The organism is Fannyhessea sp. C0108B2 (genome assembly GCF_056583915.1).
Genome location: NZ_JBWPJQ010000001.1, coordinates 225,288 through 231,287, shown reverse-complemented (window position 1 = coordinate 231,287; position 6,000 = coordinate 225,288). Strand labels below are relative to the sequence as shown.

Genomic DNA, 6,000 nt, shown 5'->3' with positions numbered 1-6,000 from the left:
AGTGAGATTCAAGTACCTTCTGTCACCGCTGATGAGGGCTATAAGTTTATGGGTTGGAACCCAGATCTTCCTCAAGGTTCGAGCAAGGTAGAGACTGCGTCTACCTATGAGACTGTTACCAAGAAGAAAGTGATCGATGCTCAAGGCGAGAGCGCACCAGATGGCTATGTACGTATTAGCTTTAAAGCGGGAGCCAACGCAACGATCCAAGGAGCAGATGCTCAAACTCATATCAAAGCATTTGATGTCTTGAAAGACACTGAGTTTAGTGAGATTCAAGTACCTTCTGTCACCGCTGATGAGGGCTATAAGTTTATGGGTTGGAACCCAGATCTTCCTCAAGGAGATACTCAAGTAAACGAAGCTGCAACCTATACCGCAGTAGTAAAACAAAACGTACTTGAGGTAGTACCAGGTAAAGACACACCTGAAGGCTATGTACGTGTAACCTTCAACGCTGGCGCCCATGCAAAGATCGGTAATGAAACTACCAAGTCATTTGATGTTTTGAAGGGCGCTAAGTTCTCCGATATCACCGTACCTACGGTAGTTGCAAACCAAGGCTATACCTTTATGAAGAGCTGGACACCAGCGCTTCCTGCAACAGATGCAGAGGTAAACGAAGCTGCAAGCTATACGGCAGTAGTGCTCGCCAACATCATTGACGTCACAAACAACCCTCAAACACCTACACCTCAAGGCTTCGTTCGCGTAACCTTCGAGGCAGGCGAGGGCGGTGTGCTCATCCACAATAACCAAACGTACGCCCAGGTAATATATGATGTAAAAATTAGCAATGCGATGCCTGTTGCTCCAATGGTTAAACCAAACGAAGGCTTAAAGCACCGCGATACAAAAGATGGCTGGACTCCCACCTTGCCAGACGTGGCAGGAGAGAAGAACGCAACATATACAGCTGTGTATTACGCCATGTCCGATCCCGCCATTGCAGAAGAAAATCCTGCTTTGCTTGCGTCCGCGGCCCCAACGGTGAATCCTGTTCACACTCAAACAAAGCAGATTACCGGCAAAGGCGTTGCAGGAGCAACCATTACGGTTACGTTCCCTGATGGCGCAACCACACAGACTGGCGTTGTGGACGCTCACGGTGACTTCTCCATTGAGGTTCCGTCAACTGTACAGCTCAAGCAAAATCAGATAATCGCCGTTGTCCAGATAGAAAAGGATAAAATTCCTGAATCTGTTAACGTTGTAGTTACGCCGTCTAAGGCCGATCGCTTTAAGATTCCTGCTCAGCGTGTTGTCGTGGACGACAAAACACATCTGACACCGTCGGAGAAGGACAAGGTTAAGCATAATCTTGATGACGCTAATCCCGATGTAAAGCCTGCTAAGCAGACTATTTCTGATAACGGAGATGCGTCACTTGAGTTTGATGACGGAAGCACGCTTGTTATCCCTGCCGATAAACTTGTGGTTGAGCGTGTGGTGCCGCCAACGCCGCCAACGCCGCCTACACCTTCGGCACCTGTACCTACGACGTCTGACGCTAACACTCACCAGCCGTTGCCTCAAGGCAAGTCTGCATTACCACAAACAGGCGTGAACGACGCTTCGCCGTTTGCTTCTCTGATGCTTGGATTGGGTGGTTTCTTAGGGCTCTTTGGTATTCGTCGTCGCAAAAAGCGTGGTGACAATACGACTGAACAGGATAGCGATAACACTGCTCAGTAACAGGTGTCTAAGCTAGTTTGTTTACGCTCATTGCTCAAGCAATAAATAGCGTAAACGGTTGATTTAACATAATCATCAATCTGTGCGGAGTACTCAAAAGGTACTCCGCTTTTTTAACAGCGTCTGATATTGTAGAGGTTGTGGCTACTGATGTAATGAATGAAATGCTAGACCAGCACAAAGATCGCAAAAAAGAGGGGCTATGAAGGGCTATAGGACAAAATAGGCAAAAAGAGAAGGCAGCTATAGGAGAGTTATTGAAAAAAGGCTAGAAAAAAAACCGCCCATAAGGCGGCTTAATAATCATTGGTAGCCCGTACCAGATTCGAACTGGTGATCTCCGCCTTGAGAGGGCGGCGTCCTAAACCGCTAGACGAACGGGCCATAGACAAGAGTTAGACAAATGGCTGGGACGGAGAGAATCGAACTCCCACTGAAGGTACCAGAAACCTTTGTCCTACCGTTAGACGACGTCCCAAAAAGATGTTGTACTAACTGCTACGCGCAAGGAATAAATATACGTTAAACACCCTCATTTTGCAATATAAATTTTAAAAAATTTTTCTCTTCACAAATTTTACGAGAGGAGCGCGAACAGTACGCATGCGAGCAACACGGGCGCGAGAAACGCAAGCGCGAACAGTACGCTCGCCAAACAGCACGCTCGCCAAACAGCACGCGCGTGAACAACACGAGTGCGCACAGCACACCGCACATCGCGCACAACCCATCCCAACGCCTGTTAATCGCAGAGATTGCACGTTGTACAACAAGAGCTTGCAGCTTGTGCAGATGGCGCCGCCGCTAGACCTCCCAGAGCCGTTTCTCTAAGCGTTGCTGGCAAAGCTTCGCCCACCGACTTCATCGCTTGAGTAACTTCATCAAATGGCAAGGGATCAAGAACACCTGACAGAGCCAATTGAGCTGCACTTATCGCATTTGCCACGCCAATAGCATTGCGGTCTTGACAGGGATATTCAACCAATCCGCGCACGGGATCGCATACTAATCCTAATAAATTAGCAATAGCAGTTGAGGCAGCACTTAAACACACACGAGGTTGTGCACCTAATAGCTCACAGATAGCGGATGCCGCCATTGCCGAGGCAGAGCCTACTTCGGCTTGGCACCCTCCTTCGGCTCCTGCAACTGAAGCATTATGCGCCAGAATAGCACCTAGTGCGCACGCATTCCACAGCGCGCGGCTTAATTGTGCGTCGTTGGCACCAATGGCTTTGCCAACGCCAAGAACCGCACCTGGAACTACTCCTGCCGATCCAGCGGTGGGGGCGGCAACAATTACGCCCATGGTTGCCGAGCGTTCAAGCACCGCCATTGCATACGCCACGCACGTAGTGAGCGTATCACCCATAAGTGCAGACGCGTAGCTGCTCTTATGCTTCCATACTGTTTGCGCTTGACCACCCAGTAATCCACCAAGTGAGGGGCGTGGGTTACGCAGCGGATCGGTTGTTTCCTCGCGCATAACTTCTAGCACGTGGAGCATTTTTTCGTCAACATTTTGAAGGCGTTCACAAAGCGTAAGCTCGCGGTTTCTCATGACTTCGCCTATGGTCATGTTGTGGTCATCACAGAGTTCTAATAGTTGAGCACCTGTTTCAAAACCAAGCTGCAGCTTTCCTTCGTGCGAGATAGCCACCGAACCAGGGATGTTTACGGTATTAACAAGATGTACGTGGTCTACGTTTCTTAAACGAGTAAGGAGATCGCCTTGAAGCGGATTATCAAGTTCAAAAACGGTGTAGGCTTTACCGCCACGTTTTGCCCTAAATGTGCGCATGGTGGCAATATTGATCTCATAGGTAGAAAGAATTCCGGTAAGAGCTGCAAGTACACCTGCAACGTCTTGATGAGCTACAAACAACGTTGGATAATCGCCAGTAATTTCAACACTAATGCCGTCAATGGAACTTATGCGAATTCGTCCACCGCCCAAAGATTCCCCGGTTACCGACATAGTTTGATTGTCCAGACCGTACATTTTTATCGTTACGGTATTGGGGTGTTTACCAGCGCCTTCATCGGAAGGAATAAAGTCAAACCGTAGGCCTTCTTTTTTTGCCGCAGTAAAGGAGTCGCGCACACGAATGTCGTCGGGCGCAAACCCCAAAATGCCGCCTACCAGAGCTTTATCGCTTCCGTGACCTTTGTAGGTGTGAGCAAATGAATTGTACAGAATAAATTCAACGCGTGCTAAGGGAGCCGGACCTAATGATCGAGCTACTAAGGCGATGCGCAAAGCACCGGCTGTATGCGAGGACGAAGGGCCTACCATGATAGGACCGAGCACCTCAAATGCAGATGTTGTCATCATAATAAACTCACTTATCTACAAAAATCTGTGTACGTTACTGATGGGTGTTGCGGGATATGCCGCGCTGCCACGCGATTTCGCTGTTACAGGCTGCCCTTACGGCTTAACCGTATGAAAATTAGCTATTATGTGCTTCTAGCAATTCCAGCGCGTTTTGCAAACGAAAGAGGGTAAGCTCGCGACCAAGCAGCTCCATAGATTCGCCCAAAGGAGGGGAAACCTGATTGCCACATTCAGCAACGCGAATGGCTGCAAAAAACTTACGCTTTGTGGCGCCAAGTTTTTCGGGAAGCTCAGCCATGGCAGCGTCTATGTGCTCACTTGTCCAGTCGTTTACCTCTTCAAGTGCCGTATAAGCAGCTTTGAGCGCCGCGTCTGCGCTTTCGTTGTTATAAATATTTTTGGTAAGTGAGAGCTCATCTATGCATAGGTTTTTGCCTTGATACAGAAAACGAGCTTTCTCGGCAACATCGTGTGCAAGCGTTGTACGTGGTTTAAGAATTGATGCCAGTAACAAATACCACGAAGGTCGCTTGTCAAAACATGCGTTAATATCGTTCTCATGTATGTCCATGGTCTCGTTTGCGCCTTCCGCCACGTCGCCTGTGTCGCCGTCCGCGCGTGCGTCAGTTTCTTGAGGCATTTCAAGTCCTGCTTTTATGAGCTCGGGAATAAGAACATTGCGCGCAAAATCGTTGTCGCTTAGACGCTGCATATATTGAGCATTAATCCAGTCAAGCTTTTTAGGATCAAAGGTCGCAGGATTTTTTGAAATATGTTCAAGCGAGAATTTTTGCATAAGCACATCTTTAGGCACAATGGTTGTTTCACCGTCAAGCGCCCATCCAAGCAGCGCCAGATAATTAACAAACGCCTCACTGTCATAGCCGCTATCGCGATACTCTTCTACCGAAGTTGCACCGTGGCGCTTTGAAAGTTTTTTACCGTCTACGCCCAAGATCATAGAAAGATGGGCAAAAACAGGAACTTGCGCGCCCAATGCTTCGTATACAATAACTTGACGTGGCGTATTTGATAAGTGGTCGTCGCCGCGAATGATGTGCGTAATCTTCATAGCCGCATCGTCGCAAACGGTTGCAAAATTATACGTAGGAGTTCCGTCTGAGCGAAAGATAATAAAATCGTCTAGCTCGCGCGCATTAAAGGTTACGTCGCCATGAATGAGATCGTGAACAACAACATCGCCACGGTTAAGAGGCACTTTTACGCGAATGGTATAGGGCTCACCATGAGCAATACGCTCTTTTGCAACATCAAGGCTAATTCCTCTACAAGCGCGATTGTAACCCTGAAAACGTGCATGCTGTTCTTGCGCTGTTTTACGCGCAGCATCCAGGGTTTCTTGACTACAAAAACAGTAATACGCCTTGCCTTCTTCTACCAGCTTTTGTGCAGCTTGGCGGTACATATCCAAACGCTCTGTTTGTTTATACGGACCAAAAGCTCCTCCTACATCGGGGCCTTCATCCCAATCAAGACCAAGCCAGCGCATAGCACGTAGAATAATCTGCGTATTTTCTTCGGTTGAGCGCGTAGGATCTGTATCATCAATGCGCAAAATAAATGTTCCTTTATGCGCACGCGCAAAAGCCCAGTTATATATAGCAGTACGCGCACCTCCTACATGGAGTTTACCGGTAGGAGATGGTGCAAAACGAACACGAACTTCTGTATTTGCAGTTTGTGAATTCATACTTGGATACCTCTCGATGTATGTTTATCAAGCAGTTATATGTATCATAGCGCGAAGGAGGTCTGTGCGCGCATGAGCGCATGCAAATTCTCGCTAATTTTGCCGAAATAACACGGTTTATGCTTTAAGCTTATTTTAATGAATTATATCGTATAAAATGTGTCATTTTTGCCAGTGCGCACTCCTTGATACATGTTACATGCATAAACGTGTACTATAAGGTATACAAAAACGGTAAACCTTATACGCTATTTTT

Annotated in this window: 3 protein-coding genes and 2 tRNA genes; 1 reads left to right on the top strand and 4 read right to left on the bottom strand. The window is 47.7% G+C overall.

Annotated features, from left to right (window positions below):
• The coding region (locus AC1DBT_RS01010) for an Ig-like domain-containing protein (protein WP_480018244.1) at positions 1-1,695 on the top strand (1,695 nt) is incomplete at its 5' end.
• A gap of 307 nt (positions 1,696-2,002) precedes the next feature.
• On the opposite strand, the gene AC1DBT_RS01005 is transcribed toward AC1DBT_RS01010, so the two are convergent.
• From AC1DBT_RS01005 to gltX, 4 genes are all read right to left on the bottom strand, one after another.
• Positions 2,003-2,079, bottom strand: a tRNA-Glu gene (locus AC1DBT_RS01005).
• 20 nt (positions 2,080-2,099) lie between these two features.
• A tRNA-Gln gene (locus AC1DBT_RS01000) sits at positions 2,100-2,173 on the bottom strand.
• 264 nt (positions 2,174-2,437) lie between these two features.
• On the bottom strand, positions 2,438-4,030 hold the full coding sequence (gene sdaAA, locus AC1DBT_RS00995) for an L-serine ammonia-lyase, iron-sulfur-dependent, subunit alpha (protein WP_480018243.1): 1,593 nt from the start codon (positions 4,028-4,030) through the stop codon (positions 2,438-2,440).
• Between the two features lie 118 nt (positions 4,031-4,148).
• The gene (gltX, locus tag AC1DBT_RS00990) at positions 4,149-5,744 is read right to left on the bottom strand and encodes a glutamate--tRNA ligase (RefSeq protein WP_480018242.1); all 1,596 of its coding nucleotides are present in this window, start codon (positions 5,742-5,744) and stop codon (positions 4,149-4,151) included.
• Between the last annotated feature and the right edge of the window lie 256 nt (positions 5,745-6,000).